We start from the raw sequence: 24,498 nt of genomic DNA, 5'->3' as shown, positions 1-24,498 counted from the left end.
GATAAACAAAAAGGCCTCGTTGATTACATCAATGAGGCCTTTTAATGGTTAACAATCAAAAACGATTATTCGATGTTCTGAATTTGCTCACGCATTTGTTCGATAAGTACTTTAAGCTCAACGCCAGATGCAGTTACATCAGTGCTGATAGATTTAGACGCTAGCGTATTTGCTTCACGGTTAAACTCTTGCATCATGAAATCCAGTTTTCGGCCACAAGCGCCGCCTTTCTTCATGACATTGGTTGTTTCTTTTACGTGTGAATCTAAACGATCAAGCTCTTCAGCTACGTCAGATTTTTGAGCTAGAAGAATAAGTTCTTGCTCAACACGAGAAGAATCTAATTCAATTTTCGCATCTTCAAATTTAGTTAGAAGACGGTTACGTTGCCATTCTAAAATCTCAGGCATACGAGCACGAACTTTTGCCGCTTCTTCTGTAATAGCATCTAAACGCTGAACGATCAGTGCTTTCATGTTTTCGCCTTCGCTTGCACGTGCTTCAACGAAATCATTCACAGCCAGTTCAAATTCTGCCAATAGTTCTTTATTGATTGAATCGAAATCTTGCTCAGGCGCTTCCATCACACCTTGCCACTGAAGAACTTGGAAAGGGTTAATACCACCTTCGCCAGATTTAGTTTTTACCCACTGCGCTGCTTTAATTACTTGGCGAGCTAGATCTTCATTGATTCTTAATTCACTGCTTGCTGCATTGTTTGCTTCAAAGCGTAAGTGACATTCTACTTTACCGCGAGCAAGACGCTTACGGAAACGCTCACGTAATACAGGTTCTAAACCACGGAATTGTTCTGGCATGCGGAAATACGTTTCTAAATAGCGTTGGTTTACTGAGCGGATTTCCCACACAGCTGTTCCCCAATCGCCTTTTACTTCACGGCGTGCGTAAGCTGTCATACTGTAGATCATGTAAGCGTCCTCAAATCATCAATAGGAAGGATGATGAATAAAAATATTGGGCATACTATAGCAGATAAGCGCTTTAGGAAGTAAGTAGAGTCGATGAAAGAAACGGCGCTATGCTTTATTATGGGAGTTCGGTATAATCGCCGACAATTTGTCATAATCAAGGTATCTGCCATGCGTCCTAGCGGAAGAACAGCTCAGCAAGTCCGTCCAATTACTCTTACTCGTAACTTTACTGCACACGCAGAAGGTTCTGTATTAGTTGAATTTGGTAATACAAAAGTAATTTGTACTGCAAGTGTTGAAGAAAATGTTCCTCGCTGGTTAAAAGGCAAAGGTAAAGGTTGGGTAACGGCTGAATACGGTATGCTACCTCGCGCAACGCACACACGTAACCGTCGTGAAGCGGCAAGTGGTAAGCAAGGTGGTCGTACGATGGAAATCCAACGTCTGATCGCTCGTAGCCTACGTGCAGCTGTTGACCTAGAAGCGTTAGGTGAGCAAATGATCACGGTCGATTGTGATGTTATCCAAGCAGATGGCGGTACACGTACTGCTTCTATCACAGGCGCAAGTGTTGCATTAGCAGATGCTATCAACCACATGATTGCATCGGGTAAGTTAAAAACAAACCCAATGAAAGGCCATGTTGCTGCGGTTTCTGTTGGTATCTACAACGGCGAAGCGATTTGTGACCTTGAGTATTTAGAAGACTCAGCAGCCGATACCGATATGAACGTCGTAATGATGGAAGACGGTAAGATGATTGAAGTGCAGGGCACGGCAGAAGAAGCGCCGTTCTCTCATCAAGAATTGTTAGATATGCTGGCTCTGGCGCAACAGGGAATCAATGATATCATTGAGAAGCAGAAAGCGGCGTTGGCCGAATAATTGATTTTTTAATGGCTCCTGATTCAGGGGCTATTTTTTTATGTATTTTAAGATCAGAGTTCAGATCGGTCGCAAGCTCCCTTGCTGAGTTCAGGGGCGATCGTTGTTATTGCAGTGTTCACAATACTGTTCCTCCCCTTGTTCACAAATGTGACTTGGTTTTCAATGCCAATATAAGGGGGAGAACTATTCTTTGTCGCTATGATAACAACATTCACCCCTGAACCCTGTAAGCGTAGCGACCTGAAACCTGCTCTTACCAATTTGAAAGTTATAAATTATTAACCAAAAAGAGAGAATGAAAATGAAAGCATACCAGCGTGAGTTTATTGAATTTGCCCTTGAGAAAGAAGTACTAAAATTTGGTGAGTTTACTTTAAAGTCTGGCCGTAAAAGCCCATATTTTTTCAACGCTGGCTTATTTAATACCGGTCGTGATCTCGCGCGTTTAGGTCGCTTTTACGCAGCAGCATTGGCCGATTCAGGTATTGATTACGATGTGCTATTTGGCCCTGCGTACAAAGGTATTCCAATTGCAACAACGACAGCAGTTGCATTGGCTGATCACCACGACACAGATAAGCCATACTGCTTTAATCGTAAAGAAGCAAAAGATCACGGTGAAGGTGGTAATTTAGTCGGTAGCGCACTTGAAGGTCGAATCATGTTAGTGGATGACGTGATCACGGCAGGAACTGCGATTCGTGAATCAATGGAAATTATTCAAGCGAATGGTGCTGATCTTGCTGGTGTTCTTGTTGCGATTGATCGCCAAGAAAAAGGCAAGGGCGAATTATCTGCGATTCAAGAAGTAGAGCGTGATTTTGGTTGTTCAATTATTTCAATCGTAAGCTTAACTGACTTAATCTCTTTTTTAGAAGATAAAGGCGACAACGCTGAGCAACTAGAAGCGGTAAAAGCGTACCGTGCAGAGTTTGGTATCTAACTTCAGATTAAAACCCGTGTGTTAATAGCGCTTTTTAAGTAATGAACGATAAGTGGTTGCCTTTGGGGTAACCATTTTTTTTGTTTCTGAATCTTGTGTTGATGGTTGCGTCATATCGACATCAAGCCATTGTTTCATTCTTCCCCAAAGTTCTTTATCTAGCTCAGGATGACTAATTAAAAAGCTGTTTTTTTCAGAAAACATATTCTGATAGGCTTGATCTTCAGACATGGACCCTAACAATGGGTATTTCATGTGCTGCAATACTTTGTGTATAAATTCTGTTCCCTGTTTATTTTCTTTACAGCGAGTAATAACAAACGCAAGCTCAACTTTATTTTGTCTAAAAGCCGGTGATTTAATGAGGTCTTTAATAAACCCTAGCATTGAATGTACATCAATTGGTGATGGCTGAACCGGGAAAATGATCTTATCCACCATTGAGATGTATTTTTCCATCTCAAATTGACTGAAATTAGAGGGCGAATCTATCACGGTAATTCGAGTATCAGCTTCTAATCGTAATGCCAAAGAAAAAGGCACGTTAGAAGAGGGCAAAAATTTAGTCGTTCTCACATTGTCCGTTTTATCACCCCAAAAATGGCTAGTGCCTTGAGGATCAAGGTCGATGATTTCGGTTTTAACATTTTGATGGGCATAGAAAGACGCCATTGCAATTGCAAAGGTTGATTTGCCTGCGCCACCTTTACGGTTGATGACTAGAACCTTTTTACATTGTGCTCGTTTATATCCAACTAACATTGGCGACTCATCTATACTCATTGATAATATTGTTATCTAAGCAATCAATATGCCATGCAAATCGAGTTTGAACAGATTATTAATGATAAAATTTGATGTGGTTACATAAAAAGTAACAATTTCACCTCTCATTTTTCATGAAATAGTTCTTCTTTTGCTCTCACTTATGAGTAAACTGAAATAAGACATATATTGAGGTTAAGCCCATGCAAGAAAACCATAAGATTTTAGTTGTTGATGATGATGCTCGTCTTCGTTCTTTATTAGAGCGTTATTTATCAGAGCAAGGCTTCCAAGTTCGTAGTGTTGCCAATAGCGAACAAATGGATCGTCTGTTAGCACGAGAAACGTTCCACCTAATGGTCTTGGACTTAATGTTACCAGGCGAAGATGGATTATCTATCTGCCGTCGTTTGCGTAGTAATAATAATATGCTGCCAATTTTAATGCTGACAGCAAAAGGCGATGAGATTGATCGTATTGTTGGTTTAGAAGTGGGTGCGGATGATTATTTACCGAAGCCATTTAACCCGCGTGAACTGTTAGCTCGTATTCGTGCCGTTCTTCGTCGTCAAGTTATTGAAGCACCAGGAGCACCAAGTGCTGAAGATAAAATGGTTGAGTTTGGTGAGTTCCGTCTAAATTTAGGTACGCGTGAAATGTTCCGCAACGAAGAGCCTATGCCATTAACATCGGGTGAATTTGCGGTACTTAAATCATTAGTAACCAATATGCGTGAACCTATGTCACGTGATAAGTTGATGAATATGGCGCGTGGCCGTGAGTATTCAGCAATGGAACGCTCTATCGATGTTCAAATTTCTCGTCTTCGTCGTATGATTGAAGAAGATCCAAGTCGTCCACGTTATATTCAAACGGTGTGGGGATTAGGTTATGTGTTTGTGCCGGATGGTGCAGAGTAAGAGCAGGACGCAACAAGTTACTGAAGGACGCTTCGCTCGAGGACGGACTTCGTCCTGAAGGGTTTAGGGGAACGAAGGCAGAGTTCAGAAGTGATCGTTGTGATTGAAGCGCACAAAATACCGTTCCTCCCCTTGTTCACTAATGTTACTTGGTAATCACAGTTGATATAAGGGGAAGATAGGAGGGGTTGTAAATGATGATGTTGAGTTTATCTGAACAATGTAAATACAATACAACCAACCCCCTCTAACTCCCCCTTGTATCAACAATGTCGCTCTCATTGTAATCGTGACAAAGGGGGAGAACCTTTCTTTGTCGCTGTTATAGTTTCTAGTTAACGCAGCGTATAGCCTCTAACTCTCTTCAAATTTACCACTAAACAGAGAACTCCTATGAAAAGTACCTTCGCCAGAACTCTATTACTCCTCGCATCACTTCTTATCGCTAGCCAAATATTCTCTTATCTTGCTGTTTTTAACTATGCATTATTACCAAGTTTACAGCAGTTTAATCGGATTTTAGCTTATGAAGTACGCTTGATGCTGGCGGAAGACGTCACGCTTGAAGATGGTAAAAATGTGCATTTAGGCCAACCTTTACGTCGCCAGTTATTAGAACAGTTAGGTGTGAGCATTCATTCGGAAGATGATCCAGAACTAAGAGAGTATTACCAAGCAAGCCCAATCGCCTTTTTGAGTGAAGAGATGACTCAAGAATTAGATTCACCTACAGAGGTTCGTTTAATTTTGGGAGCAGACAGCTATGTTCTGTGGATGAAGAGTGATGCGATGCCTGAATACTATATGCGGATCCCTCTTTCTGAATTGCAAGAAGAAGATTTTGCTCCCTTGTTTAGAAATAGTTTAATTATCGCCTTACTCGTGATTCTTGGTGGATGGGCATTTATACGGATTCAAAATAGACCGTTAATGGCGCTGCAAACTGCTGCTCGTAAAGTGGGTAAAGGTGAAATTCCAGACCCATTACCAGAAAGAGGGGCATCAGAGATTCAAGCCGTAACCCGAGCTTTTAATCAAATGGCCAAAGGTATTCAGCAGTTAGAGCAAGATCGAGCATTATTAATGGCAGGGGTCAGTCATGATATTCGAACCCCATTAACTCGTATTCGTTTGGCTACAGAAATGATGTCGCCTCAAGATGATTATCTTGCAGAAAGCATGATTAAAGACACTGAAGAGTGTAATGAGATCATCGGTCAATTTATGGATTATTTAAAGCCTGTTGCGAAACAAGACTTTATTGATGTTGATATTAATACCATTGTTAATGAAGTAATTTTATCTGAGGGTGGTTATGAACGAGAGATTAAAACCAACTTGGTGGATATACCAAAACCTATCCATGGTAATGGGATCGCGATAAAACGAGTTATTACTAATTTAGTCGTTAATGCGATTCGTTATGGTGGTGATTTAATCTCAGTTACGACAAGAGTATCTGCTGATCGTAAAACTGCATGGGTAATTATTGAAGACAATGGTCCCGGTATCGATGAAGCACAGCTAGAATCTGTCTTCGAACCTTTTACTCGTGGAGATACCGCCCGAGGAAGTGAAGGTACAGGATTAGGTTTGGCGATAGTGAAGCGTATTGTTGGCCAGCATCAAGGTGAAGTGATCTTGTCGAACCGTCGAGAAGGTGGGTTGAAAGTTCAGGTTGAATTGCCGTTAGGGAAATAAAGAGGAAGAGCCAGAGATCAGGGTTCAGATCGGTCGTAAGCTCCCTTGCAGGATTCAGTGGTGATCGTTGTTATTTCAGCGTTCACAATACAGTTCCTCCCCTTTTTCGTTAATGTGACTCGATAGTAATTGTTAATATAAGGGGAGGCTAGGAGGGGTTGTAAATGATGAATTTGAATTTATCTGAATAGTGTAAATACAATATAACCAACCCCCCTCTAACTCCCCCTTAGATTGACTATATCGATCTCATAGCAATGGCGATAAAGGGGGAGAACCATTCTTTGTCGTTGTAATAACAACACCTACCTCTGAATTCTGCCAGCGAAGCGATCTGAACTCTGCACCACCCAAACATAAAAAAGACCGCAGACGATAATCATCTGCGGTCTTTTTTGTTTTTACTCGCTTTTAGATCTTCGCTTCTTCTTTTTCTTCTTCAAACACTTCACTGCTTGGAAGAATAATATTTAGAAGAATCGCTGTCACGCCACCTGCCGTTACACCAGATGAGAAAATGTTTTTAATCATCTCAGGCATAAATTGAAGGATTTCAGGTTGTTGCGCTAAACCAAGGCCCATAGAGAATGACATTGCCATGATAAGGATTGCACGACGATCTAATTCAACACGAGAGATGATACGCACACCAGCGGCAGCAATCGTGCCGAACATTACAATCGTAGCACCACCAAGTACAGGTTCTGGAATAACTTGAACCATGCTTGCTACACCAGGGAATAAACCAAGGATAACTAACATACCAGCAATGAAGTAACCGACGTAACGACTTGCAACACCAGTTAATAAGATTACTCCGTTGTTTTGACTAAACGTTGAGTTAGGGAAGCTGTTGAACGCTGCGGCAATAGCAGAGTTAAGGCCATCGGCTAATACGCCACCCTTGATGCGTTTGATGTATATCGGCCCTTTTACTGGCTGACCTGACACTTCTGACGTGGCAGTGATATCACCAATGGCCTCTAATGCTGTAATTAAGAAAATGAGAACTAGAGGAATAAATAAAGACCAATCAAAACCTAAGCCATATTGCATTGGAATTGGTAATGCGATTAAGGCTGCATCATGAGACATGTTTGTATTTAACATACCCAGAGCCCATGCGACCAATGTACCCACACCCATAGCAATCACGATAGATGCCATACGTAGGTAAGGGTTAGTCGCACGGTTAAGTACGACAATAATTAATAAAACAGTACCAGCAAGCGCTAACTTATCTAGGCTACCAAACGTGCCTTCCCCCATAGCTGAATAACCCCCCCCCATAGAAACTAAGCCTACTTGGATAAGCGTTAAACCAATTAAGGTAACAACAATACCTGAAACTAATGGAGTAATAATTTTTTGTGCGTATTCAAGAACGCGAGATAAGAATATTTCAGCAGTAGAGGCAACTAAGATAGTACCAAAAATCGCCGCCATCATCGTCGGAACATCAGCACCGCCAGCTTTAAGCGCCAGACCAGCACCAATGATTGGGCCTAAGAAGTTGAAACTTGTGCCTTGGACAGAAAGAAGGCCAGAACCAATAGGACCAAATGTTTTGATTTGAATAAAAGAAGAAATACCAGAAGCAAACAAAGACATACTAATGATGGTATTAGTTTCTGCTGCTGGAACACCAAGCGTCTGACAGATGATCAGAGAGGGAGTAATTATCGCAACAAACATCGCCAATAAGTGCTGAAGAGCAGCAAATAAAGTGTGCGGTAGCGGTGGACGATCATCTAACTGGTAAATAAGCTCAGATGGTTTTGTGGTGTTGTTTTTAACGGTCATGGCCGATATTCCTAATTGTATAACGTTGTCTTCATGGTTCGCTGAATGGGAGCATGAAGTGAGAAGGCGTCAATCTGTGATTGCTGTTAATCAGAACCTGTCTCGATAGGGTTGATCGATTAAAGAGTGTTTAATCAATTGGGACGGTATTCTATAGATAAAAAAACAAAAGGCAATCGTTTGCTAATTGTTTTTTAAAAGCAGAGGGAGAGCAGGGACGAGAGGCGAGGACGCTTCGCTCGAGATATGAGGAAGAGCAGATTTCAGAAGGGGGAGTTAGAGGGGGTTGTGATCTTATGTATTATCAACCCCTCCCAGCCTCCCCTTATATTAATCTTGGCAGCCAAGTAGCAATTTCGATAAAGGGGAGGAGCTAAAAGCCAGTACCTCTGAACTCTGCAAGCGAAGCGATCTGAATTCTAGTTCTTTAGCTCTTGCTCTTATAGAAGCGAAGCGTTCTAGTCTCTAGTTAGGCAGCCCCTAGCCCCTAACTCCGTCCTGTCCGGCAAACCGCATACACATCAATCCGTTCAACCCCCGCTTTCCTCAATTCCGCACACAGTAGATTAATTGTTGCGCCCGTAGTCACCACATCATCTACAATCGCAACATGCTTTTCATTAATTGGCTTCATAACTTTAAATGCACCAATAAGATTAGATCGGCGGAAAGAACGAGATAATCCTTGTTGAGGGCGAGTGGCTTTAATGCGCTTTAATATCTTAGTATCACATCGAACATGGTGTTCTCTACGGTTAAATTCTCTTTCTAATGTCCATCCTAAATGATCACTTTGGTTATAAGAACGCCACCAAAATCGTTTCCAATGCAAAGGGACAGGGAGAATGAGTGGTGCAGGATCTGGAATATAAGCACTTAGTAATACCCCCAAATCTTGAGCTAACCAAAATTGTTGAGCGTATTTAAGTTTGCCAACGTATTCTCTTAGTGGTTCAGAGTAATCACTGATGCAAAATAATCGATCCCATTGTGGTGGATGAATTAAGCAATCACCGCATACATCAGTTTCATGTTCGGTTTGTAAGCCGCATCTCTGGCAACGGGAAACATTCGCAATTAAATTCAAGCAAGGTTGGCACCAAATAGTATTAGACGGAGGCATTGCTAAGCCGCAATAATCACAGTGGCTGACGCCAAAATTTTGCATTGACCTTCTGAGTAACCTGATGAACACTTACTCCTCCATTATTAATTAAATACAAATAGGCAGTGTAGATGACAGCTCCTCTTTATTGGCAAACGGAAGGCGAAGGTTCCGATCTGGTTCTCATTCATGGATGGGGAATGAATGGAGCAGTATGGCAACCAATTGTTGAACAGCTACGTTCGCAATATCGAGTGCATACGGTTGATCTGTCAGGTTATGGGTACAGTGCTGACCTTGGTAGTGCCGATTTTGAGCAAATGGTGCAACAGGTATTAGCTCAAGCCCCAAAGAAAGCGGCGTGGTTAGGTTGGTCTTTAGGTGGGTTAATTGCGACTCAAGCTGCATTGGTTGCTCCTGAACGAGTGAGTCAACTCATTACGGTAGCGAGTTCACCGTGCTTTTCTGCTGGAAAAGGATGGCGTGGTATTAAACCTGCGGTATTGTCGTTATTTACAGAGCAACTGAAAGACGATTTCAAATTAACGGTTGAACGCTTTATGGCATTACAAGCCATGGGTAGCCCAAATGCGAAGCAAGATATCAAACAAGTCAAAAAAGCAGTTTTTTCAAGGCCTGCACCAAATCCTGCAGCTTTAGCTACAGGTTTAACTATTTTGGCCGATATAGACTTACGAGAGCATCTATCTCAATTAACCATGCCAGTATGCCGAATGTATGGTCGTTTAGATGGATTAGTGCCAATTAAAGTGGCTCATGATATGGATGAATTTATTCCACATTCAGTTAAAGTTGTTTTTGAACAAGCCTCTCATGCTCCATTTATTTCACATAGCGATGAATTCATTACAGAATTACATCGTTTTTTAGCTCGATAAGATTAACTTTTAATTTAACTCGCTTAGTTTTTCGATAAGGAAACGTTTTATGATCTTTTCACCTAACAGTGTCAGTGTGCCGCTTATCGCACCCTCTGTTAATTTGCCAACAGAACAAGTAGCACGTGAAAATCGTGTCAAAAAACCTGTTGTGCCAACGACAAAGATGAGTGAAACCACGTCAGAAAAAGCAATAAAAGGCGATGATAAACAGCATAAGCGTGATTCATGGGAGCCATCAGATCATCCCGGTTATGATGTAATGGAAGAGAAAGAAGACACAAAACCTCGTTTTGGAACCTTGTATGATATCGATGATGACTTGGCAAAATTGGCTAGATTGTTGTCGTTAGATACTTACGCTCAGGGTGAGGGTACGGGCTACACCATGCGTTTTAATTTGCCAAAAGAGCTATTAGAAAAATTAGCTGAGATGGGAAGAATGGTTCGCCGTCGAAGTGTGATCAGTTTTCATTATGATAAAGCGGTAGTGCCGAATAATCCGTCAGATATATTGGCGGTGCTTTGAAACTAGAAGCTATACGCTAGCGCTAACTAGACCGCTTCGCTTCTATAAGAGCAACAGCGAGGATTCAGGTCTCAGTGGTGATCGCTGTAATTGCAGCGATTATAATACTGTTCCCTCCCCTTAATAAGGGGAGGGTTAGGGAGGGGTTGTTGCGATATAGGTAGAGTTGAATACAAATCTACCTATATCATACGCTGTTAGTTCTTGACTCCCTCCCAGCCTCCCCCTTACTAAGGGGGAGGAGCTAAAAGCAAACGCCTCTGAACTCTGCAAGCGCAGCGCCCTTCAGCAACTTGTAGCGTCCTGCTCCTACTTCTTCGCCTTCGCAAATGCCGCAGCAAACGCTCCACCCATCGCCGCATTACCAACATCATTATTTGAATGCTGTTGTCTTGCAGAAGAGGAAGGTCTCGGTGCTTGAGTTCGCTCATTACGTTGTTGTGGTTTATTTGATTGGCGTTGAGGGCGATTATCTTCCCCAGGCTTATCATTCAAACGCATAGACAATGCAATACGCTTACGTTGAGCATCGACTTCCATTACTTTCACTTTCACGATATCACCTGCTTTAACCACTTCTCGCGGGTCAGAAACAAACGTATCACTTAATGCAGAGATATGAACTAAACCATCTTGGTGAACACCGATATCAACAAACGCACCAAAGTTTGCCACGTTAGATACTACACCTTCCAATATCATCCCTAATTCAAGATCAGATACCGTATTTACGCCATCAGCAAAGGTTGCTGTTTTAAATTCAGGACGTGGATCTCGTCCCGGCTTATCAAGCTCTGAAATAATATCAGTGACCGTTGGTAAGCCAAAATCAGCACTGATGTAGTCATTAGGCGCTACCGAGCGTAAGAACTCAGTGTTACCAATAATCGCATCAATTGCTTTGCCATTTTTCTCTGCCATCGCTTTGACTACAGGGTAGGCTTCAGGGTGAACCGCTGACGCATCCAGAGGGTTTTTACCATTCATTACACGTAAGAAACCAGCACACTGTTCAAATGCTTTTGGCCCTAAACGAGCGACTTTTTTCAAGGTAGTACGGTTTTCAAAGCGACCATTTTCGTCACGGTAATCTACAATATTTTGTGCAATCGTCGTCGATAAGCCAGCAACTCGCGTTAATAATGCAGAAGATGCTGTATTTACATCAACACCGACGGCATTTACACAGTCTTCAATTACAGCATCTAGCTTCTTCGCTAATTGGCTTTGGCTAACATCGTGTTGATATTGGCCCACACCGATCGCTTTAGGGTCAATTTTAACTAACTCAGCCAGTGGATCTTGTAGACGACGAGCGATAGACACCGCACCACGGATTGATACATCTAAATCTGGGAATTCTTTTGCCGCTAACTCAGACGCTGAATAGACAGAAGCACCAGCTTCACTCACGATAATCTTGGTTGCAGATAAACCTGATTTTTTAAGTAAATCACCCACAAAGGTATCGGTTTCACGTGAGGCAGTACCATTACCAATCGCAATCAAATCGACATTATGGCGCTTGATTAAGGTTTCAATAATCTGTGCAGATTGCGCTACTTTATTGTGAGGTTGGTTTTGATAAATAGTATCTGTAGCCAACACTTTACCAGTGGCATCGACTACTGCGACTTTAGTACCTGTACGTAAGCCGGGATCTAAGCCTAATGTCGTTTTCAGGCCAGCAGGAGCGGCCATTAATAGGTCTTTCAAGTTAGTCGCAAATACATCAATCGCTTCGTTTTCAGAGCGCTCTTTTAAGCCGCCCATTAATTCGGTCTCCATGTGCATTAAAATCTTAATACGCCATGTCCAGCTGATCACTTGCTTACGCCATAAATCGGCAGGTTGAGATCCTAGAGTGATACCGTAATGGTTAGCGATGATGATTTCACAATAAGAGCCACGAACGCCTTCTTCTTGATTTGGATCGGCATTAAGAGACAGTTGTAAAAAACCTTCATTACGGCCACGAAGCATCGCAAGAGCACGGTGAGAGGGAACGCGCGTTAGTTTTTCATTATGCTCAAAGTAATCTTTAAATTTCTCGCCAGCGTGTTCTTGGCCATCGACCATTTTAGAGCTTAGTTCTGCATTCGTAGTTAAGTAGTTACGTACTTTCTCTAATAAGTTAGCGTCTTCAGCCATACGCTCCATCAGGATGGCACGAGCACCATCAAGTACAGCTTTGGTATCAGCAAATCCATTATCCGCATTCACATATGATTGAGCTGCATCTTCAGGGTTATTCTCAGGTTGCGTCCACAGCAAATCAGCCAGTGGCTCAATACCTGCTTCAATTGCAATTTGGCCTTTAGTGCGGCGTTTACGTTTGAATGGTAAATATAGATCTTCAAGACGAGTTTTGCTGTCTGCACCTAAAATCTCACGCTCTAGTTCAGGCGTCAGTTTTTCTTGTTCATTGATCGACTTAAGAATAGTTTTACGGCGATCATCCAATTCTCGTAAGTAAGTTAAACGCGTATCAAGAGTACGAAGTTGAGTATCGTCGAGCCCTTCGGTTACTTCTTTACGGTAACGAGCAATAAATGGAATAGTGCTGCCTTCGTCAATCAATTGAACAGCAGCGGCAACTTGTTGAGGGCGAACGTTAAGTTCTTGGGCAATTATATTTATTATCATTTTGATTCTTTTATTTAATTAAAATTTATTGGATAGAAGTAAAGAGCAGGGTTCAGTTCGGTTGCAAGCTCCCTTGTAGGATCCAGAGGAGATCGTGGTAGTTCAAGCGATTACAATACCGTTCCTCCCCTTGTTCACAAATGCTGATTGATAGCAAATACCTATCTAAGGGGAGAGAACCTTCTTTGGTGCTGTTCTTCCTCGTCCCTGCCCCTAGTATCTAATCGAATTCACAAACCACTCTTTATCCCCCTCCGGTGTTCTTACTACCGCCTCTTCATCCACTTCTTTTTTGATGAGTGCGCGAGCCATTGGAGAATCTATGGAGATGTAATCATGGCGGCCAAAAATTTCATCTGGACCAACAATGCGAAAAGAGAGGGTGTCGCCTTGTTCGTTTTCAATTTCAACGAACGCACCGAAAAAGATTTTGCCATCTTGTTGAGGGGAATAATCGACCACTTTTACTTGGTCTAAACGCTTACGAAGGTAGCGTACACGGCGGTCGATTTCACGAAGACGCTTTTTGTTGTATTGATAATCTGCATTTTCACTGCGATCACCTAAGCTTGCCGCCCAAGTCACTTTTTTTGTGACTTCAGGGCGTTCTTCTTTCCATAGAAACGTGAGTTCATCTTGCAGCTTATTGAAGCCTTCACGTGTGATTAAATTGGTTTTCATTATTGCTGAATTAAACTCCGAATGACGATACGCTACTAATCATAGCGAATGCCTTTTTTAATGTTTGGATCTTCCATGGTTTTAAAACGTTTATGTAGCCACATCCATTGAGGAATACAGCGAAGAATAATACGTTCAACCGCTTGGTTCATGACAGTTGCAGAACCAACAGGGTCTTTCTGCGGGAATTGGTCACTAATATCATTATCAATTTGTAGGTGATAATTATTATAAGTCCTAAAGCCAGAAGCAGTGACAACAGCACATTTACTTGCACTGATTAAAATATCAGATCCGACGGTAGTACAAGCATCAGGAACGGCAAAGAAAGGCACAAAAACCGATTTATTACGGTTATAGTCATGGTCCGGCATGTACCAAAGACGTCCACCTTTACGTAGTACTCGGAGCATGCCTTTAATGTCTTTACGATCAATCATTTGATTTCCATTATTGGTACGACCCCAATATTGGATGAAATCATAAGCAGGGTTGTTATGTGGTCGATACACCCCATAACCAGGAGAGAAGAAGGTAAATGCACGAGCTGTTAATTCCAGATTAAGCGCATGCACACAAACAACAAGAACACCACGGCCTTCTTTTTCAAGATCTAACATGTGTTGTTTGTTTTCAAAGCTAAAATGCTTTTCGATACGCCAGTTTGGCCATACCCATGCCATTGCTGTTTCAAAGATAGCTAAGCCAGAGTTTTTGAAATTCTCAACGATGATGGCTTCGCGCTCTTTTGCTTCCATTTTAGGAAACGCCAACTCCAAGTTACGACGAGCAACATGAGAGCGAGATTTTCCCATTTTTAAACCCAGTAGACCAAGCCCTCTTCCGAGCTTATATGTCATTTTGTAAGGCAATAAAGTGACAGTAGCGAACAAAAGCCCAAAGCCAAACCATACCCCCCAATATTTAGGATGTAGAAGAGCGCTAGAGAACTGAGGGGCTTGGTATTTTGACATCGTAAACCTATTTAATTAAATGGATTTATTGGATCTGAGCACTAAGTAGCGCCCAATGTTCGTTGAAGTTTGCTGTTGGTTGATATTTAAAATCAGAACGCACAAAGCGACAGAAACATCCTTCTACTTGGCTAATAAGCTGTGCAGATAGAATGGCTTCATCAACGGGAAACGACTTTCCTTCACGTAACATACGCTCGCGTAGGATCTGCTTAAATTGAAGTTCAATACGTTCGAATATTTGGTTAATACGATTACGCAGACGCTCGTTTTCAAACATTAGTGCATGCCCGGTCATAATACGAGTAAGGCCCGGGTTACGTTCAGCAAATGCTAAAAGCAGTTTTAATAATAGCTCAATACGTTTTAAGGTATCTTTTTCTTCCTCGATAATGCGATTAATGCGCGAGAAAAGAGATTCTTCAATAAACTCAATCAAGCCTTCAAACATTTTTGCTTTACTTGGAAAATGGCGATATAACGCTGCTTCAGATACTCCCACCTGTTTCGCGAGTTTGGCTGTGGTAATGCGAGATGCACCTTCATTTGACTCTAGCATTTCGGCTAAAGCTTGTAATATTTCATCACGACGATTTGTTTTTTTTGTTGTCGTCATTGTTGTTCCTTTGTCTTTTTGATTTTTAAGTGCTGTTTTTATAAGAGTTCAGATCGCTTCGCTTGCAGAGTTCAGAGGAAAACGTTGGAATATCAGCGAATATAAAACAATTCCTCTCCTTGATAACAAATGCTAATTGATTGCATATGTTTATATAAGGGAAGGCTAGGAGGGGTTGTTTTTGAGATATTCAATACCAACCCATTCTAACTCCCCCTTGTATTTACTATATCACTTTCAATAGATGAGTGATGAAGGGGGAGAACTATCTTTATTGCTGTAATTTCTCCGATCGATCTGAATTCTGCTTCTATAGTTTCTAGTTAGCGCAGCGTATAGTCTCTAGTCTTTCAACTACTTCTAACATAATCGTTTTACCTAACTCCGATTTTGTCGTTAACGGTAAAGCTTTATCTCCATTTTTCCAATATAGGTGAAGAGCATTGTTATCGCTATTAAAACCTTGTCCCTTAATTGAGACATCATTAGCGCAGATCATATCTAGATTTTTACGCTCTAATTTACCACGTGAATACTTTTCAACATCTTGAGTTTCAGCCGCAAAACCAACGGTAAATGGGCGTTTTTCTGTCATTGCAGCAACAGAAGCAACAATGTCAGGGTTTTTAACCATGTGAATAGTCATACCATCATCATTTGATGTTTTCTTTAGCTTTTGTTCTGAAACTAAGCTTGGTCTGAAATCAGCTACTGCAGCACAGGCAATAAATATAGTGTGTGCTTTTGCCGTATCCATGACAGCGTTATGCATTTGGTCAGCACTTTCTATATCAATGCGTTCAACATTATCAGGTGTCGCTAAATTTACAGGGCCGCTAACAAGAGTGACTTTTGCCCCTAATTTTGCTGCGGCATCAGCAATCGCAAAGCCCATCTTTCCAGAACTATGATTCGAGATGTAGCGAACGGGATCAAGAGCTTCCCGAGTTGGTCCGGCAGTAATAAGTAAAGAGTGGCCTTGAAGTGGCTTCTTATCATTTGTGTGAAAGAAGTCCTCACATAAATGTACTAAATCCATTGGTTCAAGCATTCTGCCCATACCCACATCGCCACACGCTTGTTGACCTGCTGCTGGTCCCCAGATATTCATACCACGACGAGAAAGAGTCGCAATGTTCTCTTGTGTTGCAATGTTCGAATACATTTGTTGATTCATCGCAGGAGAAACCGCAATCGGAGAATCAGTCGCAAGTACTAGCGTCGATAACAAATCATTTCCCATCCCAGCGGCCATACGAGCAATTAAATCGGCAGTAGCAGGTGCTATTAGTACAATATCAGCCCATTTTGCTAATTCAATATGCCCCATTGAGGCTTCTGCAGCAGGATCTAATAAACTGTCAGCGACAGGGTGGCCAGAAACGGCTTGCATCGTTAAAGGGGTGATGAACTCTTTTGCTGCGGTTGTCATCACAACGCGAACTTCTGCGCCGCGTTCAATAAGTCGACGAGTTAGCTCTGCACATTTATATGCTGCAATGCCGCCACTAATACCAAGAAGGATTCGTTTCCCTGAGAGAGATGCCATGACACTAATAACCTTTAAGTGATTCATCGTAATGCGCTAACCATATCATAAATCTTTTTTATAGGGATGCACTTCAATCGGGAATTCACATGACAAAGCAAGTAAATGACGGAAAACATAATTGCAATCAAGGTTTGAACTAAGCCGAAGGGGAGGGAATGAAGAAGGCGGTCAATACATATTGATCGTAACCTGTATAAATATTATTCACAGTATGGGGCATTTATGTCTTTAATGAATTTACCAGAAGAATCCCGCCCCAGAGAGAAGTTACTCGCATTAGGGCCAAAATCATTAACCGACGCTGAGTTGTTAGCTATTTTTCTTCGCACCGGTATTAAGGGAATGAATGCGATTGAACTGGCTGACAAGTTATTAAAAGAGTTTGGATCCTTAAGAAAGTTATTAGGATCGAATGAAAGTGAATTTTGCAGTCATAAAGGATTGGGCTCTGCGAAATTTGCACAGCTACAAGCGGTAGTAGAAATGACCGAACGCTATTTGTTTGAAAAAATTGAAAAAGAAGATGCTTTGACAAGTCCTGAGCATACTAAGCGCTATTTAACTCGAATATTAAGAGATCGACATAGAGAAGCCTTTTATGTTCTTTTTCTCGATAATCAGCATCGAGTGCTTAAAGGAGAGGTATTATTTGAAGGAACAATTGATGCAGCAGCCGTTTATCCGAGAGAAGTTGTAAAAAGATCGATAGATTATAATGCAGCCGCCATCATTTTAGCGCATAATCACCCATCTGGTGTCGCAGAGCCAAGTCAAGCTGACAGAAGGATAACAAAACGTATCTCAGATGCAGTAGAATTGGTGGATATCCGAGTCCTCGATCATTTCGTGATTGGTGATGGAGAAATAGTCTCTTTTGCCGAAAGAGGATGGATTTGAGTGTTTTTTTAAGCAATTGAATAAAAAAAACACAAAAAACAGTAAAAATGACCCCTTAGGGTCTTGAGCAATGCGCATTCAGTTAGTATAATGCGCGACCTTTGATAGCCTTGAATTAGAACTTTCATATGAAATGCTCTAGTGGTTTTTTGCCACCAAGGTGATATCGAGCTGAAACGATTTGGAGAAGACAGCAATGTCCCGAGTATGCCAAGTAACTGGTAAGCGTCCTGCAGTTGGTAACAACCGCTCACACGCAAAAAATGCCACCAAGCGTCGTTTTCTGCCGAACCTACAAACTCATCGTTTCTGGGTAGAAAGCGAAAAACGCTTCGTTAAACTTCGTCTTACCGCTAAAGGTATGCGTATCATTGATAAGAAAGGCATCGATGCCGTTCTTTCTGACATGCGTGCTCGTGGCGAGAACGTTTAAGAGGAATCTGAAAAATGGCTAAAGGCGCACGTGAGAAAATCAAGTTAGTATCAACTGCTAACACTGGTCACTTCTACACAACTGATAAGAACAAACGTAACATGCCTGGCAAAATGGAGATCAAAAAATTTGATCCTGTTGTACGTCAGCACGTTCTTTACAAAGAAGCTAAAATCAAGTAATTCGATTACTGATTGCAACTTTGATATATTGAAAACCCAGCCTTGTTGCTGGGTTTTTTTTTGGTTTAAAATCAGGAAACGAGCAGGATTCAGGGCGCTGCACTTTCAAGTTTCAGAGGTATTTGCTTTTGATTTTACTGAAACCTGAAACCTCGCTCTAATCTTCATCGCACCTCGAGCGAAGCGTCCTAAACGCTAGTTACTGCTCTAAAAAAGGATTTAAAATGAAAAGACCATCACGTCGTAAATACAACAATATCCTCATGATTGCCGTTTTAGTTTTTATTGGCGTCCTACAAGCCCCTCAGTTAATTAAAACGTATCTATTAGAACCAGAGCAAGCAGTTACAGTTAATGCCGACGTACAGCCTTTATTTGAACGCATTAACCCGATTAAGAAAATGCACTTTGCGGACTATGATGTTGCTTCAAATACATCAGATCAAGATACTCAGTTTATTGAGCGTTGGTTTACTCTTGAGGGCACATTACTTACTGATGAATCAGTCAAAGTACTTAAAACTAAATTGCCTGCTCCAAGCTCTGTAGAGGTATGGTTTGAAAACCAAGAAGAGCCACAGCGTATAACTATCTATCAAGCTCCGAATTTTTGGATGATGCAGAATTGGCAAGGTGAGTGGATAGCGGTGAGTGCAGAGGAAGAGTATTTGTTTAGAAACTAGTTTCTAGTCTTGCAGCGATCACATCTGAGATCTGCAAGGGAGCTTGCGACCGAACTGAACCCTGAAAGCTTATTTATCAAAGGATCAAATATGCCAGAACTACCAGAAGTAGAAACCAGCCGCTTAGGAATAACACCGCACCTACAAGGTCAAATCATCAAAGCTATTATAGTTAGAACAGATAAACTGCGCTGGCTAATTCCTCAAGAATTACAATTACTCGTAGGACAACGAATTCAATCAATTCGTCGTCGTGCTAAATATCTAATGATAGATACCCCAAAAGGTACAGCCATTATTCATCTTGGTATGTCGGGTAGTTTACGGATACTTGATGAGGCGATCCCACCAGCGAAACACGATCATGTGGACCTTGTTTTAGATAGCGGTAAGCTTCTTCGTTATAACGATCCTCGTAAGTTTGGTGCTTGGCTATATTCTGAAGTAGGCGTATCACACGATGTGCTTGCTAAGCTTGGTCCAGAGCCACTTACTGATGTATTTAATACTAAATATCTAGCAGAAAAAGCAAAGAATAAAAAAGCTGTCGTAAAGCAGTTTATTATGAATAACGTCGTTGTGGTGGGAGTTGGTAACATCTACGCCAGTGAATCTCTTTTTATGGCAAAAATACACCCTAAAACACCAGTAGGCACATTGACGTTAGCCCAAATAGAACGATTAGTATCTGAAATTAAAAAAGTACTAGAAACGGCAATTAAGCAAGGCGGCACTACCTTAAAGGATTTTAATCAAGTTGATGGAAAGCCAGGATACTTTGCACAAGAATTGCATGTGTATGGACGTGCTGGAAAAGAGTGCTTAATTTGTCACTCACTCATTCAAGAAGAAAAAATTGGACAGAGAAATACATTTTGGTGTGAAAACTGCCAACCGTTTGACCTGTAAATTATTATCAAAATACAAATAACATAGAGAGTTAGATGAATTTTCAAGAAAATTATAAACAACTGAGTCGAGTCATTTGGTTATCTGTTTTTATCGCTGTGGCTATACTTTGTGTTGGGCGGTTGATCTTCTTATTTAATATTGCAGATAGTGCGGAGCTTGCTCAGCGAAGTACAGATCTGTGGCGTGCTTTGTTTATAGGCCTTCGTTTTGATTTGAAAGTTGTAGTTATCGGTTTTGCACCGTTATTACTTATTGGTTTAATTGTTGCCGCTTTTCCAAGACTCTATCGAATATTGGCAAAAATTTTCCCTTGGTATGCAGGGCTTATTTTCTTTTTAGTCACCGGTTTTTCAATTGGTAATTATTACTATTATCTTACTTATGGTAATCATATTGATGTCTTTATCTTTGGTTTAGCTGATGATGACACCAAAGCTGTATTAGCGAATGCATGGGCTGATTATCCTATTTTCTTATCTTTTATGAGTAGTGTCATTGTGGCTTTTCTTTCCGCGATTCTTGTTCGTTTCGCGATAAAGAAAATGGCGTTATGGTCGTGGAAGCCACAGCATAAAGGACTTACTGGCATCTCTGTTATTGCGATGATTGTAACTGTATTCTTTTTTGCTAGAGGTACATTAGGTTCTCATCCATTAAAACGTTACCACGCTCAAGTATCTGATTCTAAAATTTTAAATAGCATTACACCTAACGGCTTAGTTGCTCTTGAGTGGGCGAAAAGTGATTATAAAGAGCAAAATAAATTTCAGTCAGTCAGTAAAGACCTGCTTGAAGAGCAATTTAAAAAGGTGGTTGGTAATACTACAGGTCAATTTAGTACTCCTTATAATGCCTATTTAGCAGAGAATAAGCCTCATGTTGTCATGACTTTAATGGAAGGCATGGGAATGAACGTATTGGTTGAAGATAATTATCCAGAAAATGATCTTTTAGGTGCATTACGACCTGCTTTTGAATCTGATTTTGTGTTTACTCGATTTTTAGCTGAAACAACCGCAACCATTAACTCGTTAGTGAATATGTTAGGTCAAAGTAACGTTCCTACTATCAGTCATTCTTCTGCACAAAAAGTGCAAGTTGCAGCAGCAGCAGCTCGACCTTATAAAGAAGCGGGTTATAAAACTATTTTTATTACAGCAACTAATGGAATGTGGCGGAATGTGGCGAATTATTTACCATCTCAAGGGTTTGATGAAGTTCTTGATGAAAATGCGATATTAAAAGTATTTCCAGAAGCTGAAGAGTTTCGTGGAGAGTGGGGATTATCTGATGAATATACTTTTAAGTTAGCTGAGAAAGTATTAAAAGAAGCAAAACAACCATTAATGATTTATATCCTCACAATTACGAATCATACCCCTTACCAAGTACCTGCAAATTATGACGTAAAACCATTAAAAGTCAGTGATCGTTTGCTTAATCGAATGAAAAAGGGTGAGGAAGAAGCAACTCGATTATATGAGACTTATCAATATGCAAATAATGCATTAGGTCAGTTTGTGGCAGATATAAAAGCATCTTCATTAGGTAATTCAACATTAATAGCTGCTACTGGGGATCATAAGTTGCGAGGGTTTACGATGAAGTATCCTGAGGATCTTGCTGTTACTAATTCAGTGCCGTTTTATCTTTATATACCTGAAAAAATTAAAGAAAAAGTGGGGTACCAATACAATAAAGATCGTGTTGGCTCTCATAAAGATATTTTTCCTACGCTATATGCTTTTAGTTTATCTGGTGCTAATTATTACAGTTTAGGTGGTGCTAATTTACTAGGAGTGGATTCAACACCACGATTTGGTTATCACTCAGAAATGACATATACCGATAAAGGTGTGTATTTAAATGCATACCCTGAAAAATTATACTCTTGGGTATCTGAGCTTGAAGTGAAGAAAGCTTTTACATCTAATGAGAAAATACATATTGGGCCGGAGTACCATCAATTACAGACGTTGTATATTAATGGGCAGGTAAAAGGTACAAAGTAAAACAATAAAAATAAGACCACGCTCTTTATGCCGTTAAAGAGGTGGTCTTAATTTATTTAAATGGATTGTTGATCAAGTATACTATTTAGGGTGTATCTTACTCTGTAATGCATTATGGACAGTTTTTGGAACAAAACTTTCCACTGTTCCTCCATGTAGAGCCACTTCTCTCACTATCGTCGATGATAAAAATGCATACTCTTCAGAAGGCGTTAAAAATACACTTTCTAATTCAGGCATGAGTTTTCGGTACATATTAGTTAAACCGAATTCATATTCGAAATCCATCGTTGTTCGTAATCCACGAACTAATAAATTAGCCTGTTTTGCTTTTGCGAAATCTACCATTAACCCAGAAAACCCTTCAACAGAGACATTAGGTAGAGATTGAATAGAATCTCGAACTAACGCTACTCTTTCTTCAAGAGTAAATAAGGTTTTTTTACTTGGGCTTGCAGCAACGGCGACAATTATCTCATCAAACATAGCTGCTGAACGTTTAATTATGTCAAAGTGCCCATTTGTGATTGGATCAAAGGTACCTGGGTAAATTACACGAGTCGTCATGACGTTTTTCTTCCATCAATAATAGTTTGGTAAACATCACGATAAAGTGAGCTGGTATATTTGATATCAAACATCGCAAGCTTTTCTTGACCGCCTATAATTAACTTATTGCGTAAAGGCTTGTCTGTCGCTACTTGGTAAATTGCATCAGCAAGTGCTTGTGCATCTTTTGCTTCAACCAATAGGCCAGATTCCTGATCGTCAATAATATCAGGTATACCACCGGCATTACTGCCAATAACAGGGAGCTTAGCTCCCATCGCTTCTAAAATAACCGAACCTAAGCCCTCGCTATAAGAAGGGTGAATTAATAGATCCGCAGCAGCAAACCAATCACCCATGCGATTTTGTTTACCTAAAAAGCTGACATTATGTAAATCGTAGTCTTTTACTAAGCTTTCTAGTTTCTCACGCTCAGAGCCATCACCAAGTAGAGCAATATGAATATTAGAATCCATTTCTTGGAGTAATTTAGCGGCTTCAATAGTGGTCTCGTGCCCTTTATGATGCAATAAATTAGCCGCTTGAATAACTAGAAATTGATTAGAAAAACGTCGCCAAATTGTATCTACATTATCTTGTTCGACAGAGTAACTGACTGGAGAACTTGGGATTTTGTAAGTAACTTGATTTGGATGACGTTCTTTAATTTTATCGACGATTTCGTTACTTAAACCAATTAAAGCTGTTGCGTTTGAGTAAGCGAGGTTTGAAAGCCACTTATTTTTTAGTGGGTTATCAATTCGGCGAGTTACTATATAAGGAACGTTAAAGCGCTTAGATTGAATCAGAGCCCAGTAAATTGCACGGCCTTCATGTACATGAATAACATCACAATCTGCAGTAATCGTTTTCTTATGTTGTTTTGAAAAATGGCTAGCAAGTATTAACTTACAATTAAGCTTTTTGATTTCATCAACAAAAGGGCTTTTAGGATTAGCGACTACAGTTAGTTTATAGCCTTCTTTTAGCTGACGAGTGATCAGTTGTAAAGTTTGGCGTTCTCCACCACTAAAACCAGAAGCTAAATTCACATGACAAATATGCATAGTATTTACCAAACCTTATTAAAGTCTTCGTTTTCAAGAACTTTAGGATCACGTTGATACTCAAGTAATTTAGCATATTTTAAGTAGCTGTTAATCGCAGAGCTTAACGCTACCGTCATGCCATCAACGCCGCCTAAAAAACCTCTTTGGAAAATATATTTACGAATAAATGCATTTAAGCCATGAGTAAAAGGTGAGAAACTGTTTGCTCGTTTTCCTTTTTTATACATGATTTTTGCAGCTCGACCGCTGAAGTTACGTCCAGGTTTCGCAAATAATTGGCCTAAATTTTCAAAAGAATAATGAATAATATCAGCATTGATACGATCTGGATTTTTAGCTTGAACTGACGCATGTTGTTTTACATCAGCAAAGCGTGTTTTAGTTCGATCATAAAGGCGAATACAGAAGTCTGGGTACCAACCACACTGTTTAATCCAGCGACTACCAATGTAATTACGACGACGGAAAGCGAATGCGTCATGGGGGGTAGACGTTAAATCTAACGCTTCAATTGCTTTTACCATTTCGTCGGTTAAGCGCTCATCAGCATCTAGGCTTAATACCCAGTTATTAGTGGCGTAATCGAGTCCAACATTTTTTTGAATTCCATCGCCAAGGTAACTCTGAGTGACAACTTTCGCACCAAGTTGTTCTGCAAGTTCAACGGTATTATCCGTGCTGTTGGAATCCACAATAATCACTTCAGAACACACTTTCTGTAGCGATTGGATGCATTCAACAATATTTCTTGATTCGTTTAGAGTAATGACAATACCAGTGATCATAAGTGCGCCTTGTTTATTGTA

The 24,498-nt window shown here is 40.6% G+C and carries 23 protein-coding genes and 1 pseudogene; 12 read left to right on the top strand and 12 right to left on the bottom strand.

The window, feature by feature from the left end; genetic code table 11:
* Positions 1-65: 65 nt before the first annotated feature.
* Positions 66-929 (bottom strand): YicC/YloC family endoribonuclease, encoded by an 864-nt coding sequence (locus BTO23_RS19430; RefSeq protein WP_105064371.1) that lies wholly within the window; start codon positions 927-929, stop codon positions 66-68.
* 171 nt (positions 930-1,100) lie between these two features.
* Here BTO23_RS19430 and rph point away from each other — a divergent pair, with 171 nt between their 5' ends.
* The gene (gene rph, locus BTO23_RS19425; protein WP_061004968.1) at positions 1,101-1,817 is read left to right on the top strand and encodes a ribonuclease PH; all 717 of its coding nucleotides are present in this window, start codon (positions 1,101-1,103) and stop codon (positions 1,815-1,817) included.
* Between the two features lie 304 nt (positions 1,818-2,121).
* On the top strand, positions 2,122-2,763 hold the full coding sequence (pyrE, locus tag BTO23_RS19420) for an orotate phosphoribosyltransferase (protein ID WP_060993369.1): 642 nt from the start codon (positions 2,122-2,124) through the stop codon (positions 2,761-2,763).
* 21 nt (positions 2,764-2,784) lie between these two features.
* Here the strand turns inward: pyrE and BTO23_RS19415 are convergent, their stop codons facing one another.
* Complete coding sequence (locus BTO23_RS19415) at positions 2,785-3,525, bottom strand: ParA family protein (protein WP_061004966.1); 741 nt, start codon at positions 3,523-3,525, stop codon at positions 2,785-2,787.
* Positions 3,526-3,731: 206 nt separating this feature from the next.
* Here BTO23_RS19415 and ompR point away from each other — a divergent pair, with 206 nt between their 5' ends.
* The gene (gene ompR / locus BTO23_RS19410; protein ID WP_060993367.1) at positions 3,732-4,448 is read left to right on the top strand and encodes an osmolarity response regulator transcription factor OmpR; all 717 of its coding nucleotides are present in this window, start codon (positions 3,732-3,734) and stop codon (positions 4,446-4,448) included.
* Between the two features lie 381 nt (positions 4,449-4,829).
* Positions 4,830-6,149, top strand: a pseudogene (gene envZ, locus BTO23_RS19405) (two-component system sensor histidine kinase EnvZ); the annotation flags it as partial.
* 411 nt (positions 6,150-6,560) lie between these two features.
* Here the strand turns inward: envZ and BTO23_RS19400 are convergent.
* Positions 6,561-7,952 (bottom strand): nucleobase:cation symporter-2 family protein, encoded by a 1,392-nt coding sequence (locus BTO23_RS19400; RefSeq protein ID WP_105064369.1) that lies wholly within the window; start codon positions 7,950-7,952, stop codon positions 6,561-6,563.
* A 487-nt stretch (positions 7,953-8,439) separates the two neighbouring features.
* Positions 8,440-9,120 (bottom strand): ComF family protein, encoded by a 681-nt coding sequence (locus BTO23_RS19395; RefSeq protein WP_060993364.1) that lies wholly within the window; start codon positions 9,118-9,120, stop codon positions 8,440-8,442.
* Between the two features lie 68 nt (positions 9,121-9,188).
* Here BTO23_RS19395 and bioH point away from each other — a divergent pair, with 68 nt between their 5' ends.
* Both bioH and BTO23_RS19385 read left to right on the top strand, forming a co-directional pair.
* Complete coding sequence (bioH, locus tag BTO23_RS19390) at positions 9,189-9,956, top strand: pimeloyl-ACP methyl ester esterase BioH (RefSeq protein WP_105064368.1); 768 nt, start codon at positions 9,189-9,191, stop codon at positions 9,954-9,956.
* A gap of 49 nt (positions 9,957-10,005) precedes the next feature.
* Positions 10,006-10,485, top strand: a complete 480-nt coding sequence (locus BTO23_RS19385; protein WP_060993362.1) for a hypothetical protein — start codon at positions 10,006-10,008, stop codon at positions 10,483-10,485.
* Positions 10,486-10,794: 309 nt separating this feature from the next.
* On the opposite strand, the gene BTO23_RS19380 is transcribed toward BTO23_RS19385, so the two are convergent.
* From BTO23_RS19380 to coaBC, 5 genes are all read right to left on the bottom strand, one after another.
* Positions 10,795-13,131, bottom strand: coding sequence for a Tex family protein (locus BTO23_RS19380; protein ID WP_105064367.1), 2,337 nt, complete (start codon positions 13,129-13,131; stop codon positions 10,795-10,797).
* A 213-nt stretch (positions 13,132-13,344) separates the two neighbouring features.
* Complete coding sequence (gene greB, locus BTO23_RS19375) at positions 13,345-13,812, bottom strand: transcription elongation factor GreB (RefSeq protein WP_060993360.1); 468 nt, start codon at positions 13,810-13,812, stop codon at positions 13,345-13,347.
* 35 nt (positions 13,813-13,847) lie between these two features.
* Positions 13,848-14,786, bottom strand: a complete 939-nt coding sequence (gene lpxL / locus BTO23_RS19370) for an LpxL/LpxP family Kdo(2)-lipid IV(A) lauroyl/palmitoleoyl acyltransferase (RefSeq protein WP_060993359.1) — start codon at positions 14,784-14,786, stop codon at positions 13,848-13,850.
* A gap of 25 nt (positions 14,787-14,811) precedes the next feature.
* Positions 14,812-15,402, bottom strand: a complete 591-nt coding sequence (gene slmA / locus BTO23_RS19365; RefSeq protein WP_060993358.1) for a nucleoid occlusion factor SlmA — start codon at positions 15,400-15,402, stop codon at positions 14,812-14,814.
* A gap of 319 nt (positions 15,403-15,721) precedes the next feature.
* Positions 15,722-16,951: a bifunctional phosphopantothenoylcysteine decarboxylase/phosphopantothenate--cysteine ligase CoaBC gene (coaBC, locus tag BTO23_RS19360; protein ID WP_060993357.1), complete on the bottom strand. Its 1,230-nt coding sequence runs from the start codon at positions 16,949-16,951 to the stop codon at positions 15,722-15,724.
* A gap of 225 nt (positions 16,952-17,176) precedes the next feature.
* Here coaBC and radC point away from each other — a divergent pair, with 225 nt between their 5' ends.
* The 6 genes from radC (at position 17,177) to BTO23_RS19330 (ending at position 22,073) form a co-directional block, all read left to right on the top strand.
* On the top strand, positions 17,177-17,851 hold the full coding sequence (gene radC / locus BTO23_RS19355; RefSeq protein WP_060993356.1) for a RadC family protein: 675 nt from the start codon (positions 17,177-17,179) through the stop codon (positions 17,849-17,851).
* 196 nt (positions 17,852-18,047) lie between these two features.
* Entirely contained in the window at positions 18,048-18,284 is a 237-nt protein-coding gene (gene rpmB, locus BTO23_RS19350; RefSeq protein WP_045100943.1) for a 50S ribosomal protein L28, read from the top strand.
* 14 nt (positions 18,285-18,298) lie between these two features.
* Positions 18,299-18,466: a 50S ribosomal protein L33 gene (gene rpmG, locus BTO23_RS19345; protein ID WP_012549068.1), complete on the top strand. Its 168-nt coding sequence runs from the start codon at positions 18,299-18,301 to the stop codon at positions 18,464-18,466.
* A 224-nt stretch (positions 18,467-18,690) separates the two neighbouring features.
* Positions 18,691-19,149 carry a hypothetical protein gene (locus tag BTO23_RS19340; protein WP_060993355.1) on the top strand — a complete coding sequence of 153 codons (459 nt, stop codon included), beginning with the start codon at positions 18,691-18,693 and terminating at the stop codon, positions 19,147-19,149.
* A gap of 90 nt (positions 19,150-19,239) precedes the next feature.
* Positions 19,240-20,058 (top strand): bifunctional DNA-formamidopyrimidine glycosylase/DNA-(apurinic or apyrimidinic site) lyase, encoded by an 819-nt coding sequence (gene mutM / locus BTO23_RS19335; RefSeq protein ID WP_060993354.1) that lies wholly within the window; start codon positions 19,240-19,242, stop codon positions 20,056-20,058.
* A 35-nt stretch (positions 20,059-20,093) separates the two neighbouring features.
* Positions 20,094-22,073, top strand: a complete 1,980-nt coding sequence (locus BTO23_RS19330; protein ID WP_105064366.1) for an LTA synthase family protein — start codon at positions 20,094-20,096, stop codon at positions 22,071-22,073.
* A gap of 81 nt (positions 22,074-22,154) precedes the next feature.
* On the opposite strand, the gene coaD is transcribed toward BTO23_RS19330, so the two are convergent.
* Genes coaD through BTO23_RS19315 form a run of 3 tightly spaced genes read right to left on the bottom strand, consistent with a single transcriptional unit; the run spans position 22,155 to position 24,477 of the window.
* Entirely contained in the window at positions 22,155-22,640 is a 486-nt protein-coding gene (gene coaD, locus BTO23_RS19325) for a pantetheine-phosphate adenylyltransferase (protein ID WP_060993352.1), read from the bottom strand.
* Positions 22,637-23,689 carry a glycosyltransferase family 4 protein gene (locus BTO23_RS19320; RefSeq protein ID WP_105064365.1) on the bottom strand — a complete coding sequence of 351 codons (1,053 nt, stop codon included), beginning with the start codon at positions 23,687-23,689 and terminating at the stop codon, positions 22,637-22,639. The genes coaD and BTO23_RS19320 overlap by 4 nt, the downstream gene beginning before the upstream one ends.
* A gap of 5 nt (positions 23,690-23,694) precedes the next feature.
* Positions 23,695-24,477 carry a glycosyltransferase family 2 protein gene (locus BTO23_RS19315; protein WP_061004947.1) on the bottom strand — a complete coding sequence of 261 codons (783 nt, stop codon included), beginning with the start codon at positions 24,475-24,477 and terminating at the stop codon, positions 23,695-23,697.
* Positions 24,478-24,498: the final 21 nt, after the last annotated feature.

Origin of the sequence: Aliivibrio sifiae, assembly GCF_002954715.1 — a bacterium.
GTDB classification, from domain to species: Bacteria; Pseudomonadota; Gammaproteobacteria; order Enterobacterales; family Vibrionaceae; genus Aliivibrio; species Aliivibrio sifiae.
This window is presented reverse-complemented; position numbering and strand designations above follow the sequence as displayed.

Excerpts from the sequence above, each read along its gene's own strand:
- BTO23_RS19320 (WP_105064365.1), bottom strand. The coding sequence starts at position 23,689 with ATGCATATTTGTCATGTGAATTTAGCTTCTGGTTTTAGTGGTGGAGAA.
- BTO23_RS19330 (WP_105064366.1), top strand. The coding sequence starts at position 20,094 with ATGAATTTTCAAGAAAATTATAAACAACTGAGTCGAGTCATTTGGTTA.
- lpxL (WP_060993359.1), bottom strand. The coding sequence starts at position 14,786 with ATGTCAAAATACCAAGCCCCTCAGTTCTCTAGCGCTCTTCTACATCCT.
- rpmG (WP_012549068.1), top strand. The coding sequence starts at position 18,299 with ATGGCTAAAGGCGCACGTGAGAAAATCAAGTTAGTATCAACTGCTAAC.
- pyrE (WP_060993369.1), top strand. The coding sequence starts at position 2,122 with ATGAAAGCATACCAGCGTGAGTTTATTGAATTTGCCCTTGAGAAAGAA.
- BTO23_RS19395 (WP_060993364.1), bottom strand. The coding sequence starts at position 9,120 with ATGCAAAATTTTGGCGTCAGCCACTGTGATTATTGCGGCTTAGCAATG.
- BTO23_RS19340 (WP_060993355.1), top strand. The coding sequence starts at position 18,691 with ATGAAAAGACCATCACGTCGTAAATACAACAATATCCTCATGATTGCC.
- BTO23_RS19415 (WP_061004966.1), bottom strand. The coding sequence starts at position 3,525 with ATGTTAGTTGGATATAAACGAGCACAATGTAAAAAGGTTCTAGTCATC.
- BTO23_RS19315 (WP_061004947.1), bottom strand. The coding sequence starts at position 24,477 with ATGATCACTGGTATTGTCATTACTCTAAACGAATCAAGAAATATTGTT.
- ompR (WP_060993367.1), top strand. The coding sequence starts at position 3,732 with ATGCAAGAAAACCATAAGATTTTAGTTGTTGATGATGATGCTCGTCTT.
- bioH (WP_105064368.1), top strand. The coding sequence starts at position 9,189 with ATGACAGCTCCTCTTTATTGGCAAACGGAAGGCGAAGGTTCCGATCTG.
- slmA (WP_060993358.1), bottom strand. The coding sequence starts at position 15,402 with ATGACGACAACAAAAAAAACAAATCGTCGTGATGAAATATTACAAGCT.
- BTO23_RS19430 (WP_105064371.1), bottom strand. The coding sequence starts at position 929 with ATGATCTACAGTATGACAGCTTACGCACGCCGTGAAGTAAAAGGCGAT.
- rph (WP_061004968.1), top strand. The coding sequence starts at position 1,101 with ATGCGTCCTAGCGGAAGAACAGCTCAGCAAGTCCGTCCAATTACTCTT.
- coaD (WP_060993352.1), bottom strand. The coding sequence starts at position 22,640 with ATGACGACTCGTGTAATTTACCCAGGTACCTTTGATCCAATCACAAAT.
- greB (WP_060993360.1), bottom strand. The coding sequence starts at position 13,812 with ATGAAAACCAATTTAATCACACGTGAAGGCTTCAATAAGCTGCAAGAT.
- mutM (WP_060993354.1), top strand. The coding sequence starts at position 19,240 with ATGCCAGAACTACCAGAAGTAGAAACCAGCCGCTTAGGAATAACACCG.
- coaBC (WP_060993357.1), bottom strand. The coding sequence starts at position 16,951 with ATGGCATCTCTCTCAGGGAAACGAATCCTTCTTGGTATTAGTGGCGGC.
- BTO23_RS19400 (WP_105064369.1), bottom strand. The coding sequence starts at position 7,952 with ATGACCGTTAAAAACAACACCACAAAACCATCTGAGCTTATTTACCAG.
- BTO23_RS19385 (WP_060993362.1), top strand. The coding sequence starts at position 10,006 with ATGATCTTTTCACCTAACAGTGTCAGTGTGCCGCTTATCGCACCCTCT.
- radC (WP_060993356.1), top strand. The coding sequence starts at position 17,177 with ATGTCTTTAATGAATTTACCAGAAGAATCCCGCCCCAGAGAGAAGTTA.
- BTO23_RS19380 (WP_105064367.1), bottom strand. The coding sequence starts at position 13,131 with ATGATAATAAATATAATTGCCCAAGAACTTAACGTTCGCCCTCAACAA.
- rpmB (WP_045100943.1), top strand. The coding sequence starts at position 18,048 with ATGTCCCGAGTATGCCAAGTAACTGGTAAGCGTCCTGCAGTTGGTAAC.